Here is a 1,248-nt window from a genome sequence, read left to right as displayed (position 1 = left end):
AAAAATCATTTAAATCAATAATATAAAAGGAATACAGATATGCCTGAAATACAAATTATTGCCAAGGATAGTCACGACACCTTGTCAACCATCAAGGGAACTTCCGCATCGCTTACAGAAGCATCGGTTGTATTGGTAAAAGTGGCTGCCAGTGATGTATTGGTGGTGAATAGGGAGGGAACCAATGCAGTCATTCGCCTTAAAAATGGCGAGACAATTGTTATTGAAGGCTTTTTTAGTGGAACAGCTGAGCCTAAAGATAACAGCCTTGTTTTTCAAGACGAAAATGGACAGTTAATCTGGGCAAAATTCAAAGATGCTGAAAATGATGCCGACGCGGATGCTGATGCCGATGCTGATGCCGATGCTGATGTTGAGCCACAAGCACTTTTAGGTGAAGACTTACCAGCCGCGTTACCAGCAGAGGCACCACAAGAGTTGGTGTCTGATGTTATTTATCAGCCTATTTCTTCAATTGAACCATTGCTTTATCACGATGGTGGCATAAACCCATGGTTATGGGCTATCCCATTAGTTGCGGGTGGTATCATTGCAGCAGCATCAAACCATGATAGTAATAATGATTCTTCAACACCTGCCGATACTACTCCACCAAATACAGATGGGGTAACTTTCTCTGTTAATTCAGTTACATCTGATAATGTACTTAATGCATCTGAAGCAGCAGGCAATGTCACAATTACTGGTGTTCTTAAAAACATTCCAGCAGATGCAGCAAATACAGTCGTAACTGTTGTTATTAATGGTCAAGAGTACACTGCGATTGTAGACAAGGTTGCAGGCACTTGGACAGTAAGTGTACCGGGTAGTGGTTTAGCGGCTGATGCAGATAAAACGATTGATGCCAAAGTAACGTTTACAGATGCGGCAGGTAATAGCAGCACAGTTAACGATACGCAAACTTATACAGTAGATACCACTGCACCAAATGCGCCAGTGATTGACCCGGTTAACGGGGTAGATCCGATTACAGGTACAGCGGAACCTGGTTCAACGGTGACTGTGACTTATCCGGATGGCACGAGTACAACTGTGGTTGCAGGACCAGATGGTACATGGTCAGTAGATAATCCAGGTGATCTTAAAGATGGTGACACGGTAACAGCAGTCGCAACAGATCCTGCTGGTAATACTTCCGGACCAGGGACTGCTATTGTGGATGCGCTTGCACCAACAGTCGTTCTGAATGATGTACTCACCAATGACAGCACACCAGCACTGACTGGT

General features: G+C 44.0%; 1 protein-coding gene. It reads left to right on the top strand.

All coding sequences use genetic code 11. The annotated features are described in order from the left end of the window. Positions 1-39: 39 nt before the first annotated feature. A partial coding sequence (locus tag NL42_RS17840) for a BapA/Bap/LapF family prefix-like domain-containing protein (protein WP_461313771.1) occupies positions 40-1,248 on the top strand: 1,209 nt, incomplete at its 3' end.

This window comes from Acinetobacter sp. GN11 (genome assembly GCF_054823985.1).
The sequence above is the reverse complement of the archived record's forward strand: the minus strand, read 5'-3'. Positions and strand labels throughout refer to the sequence as shown.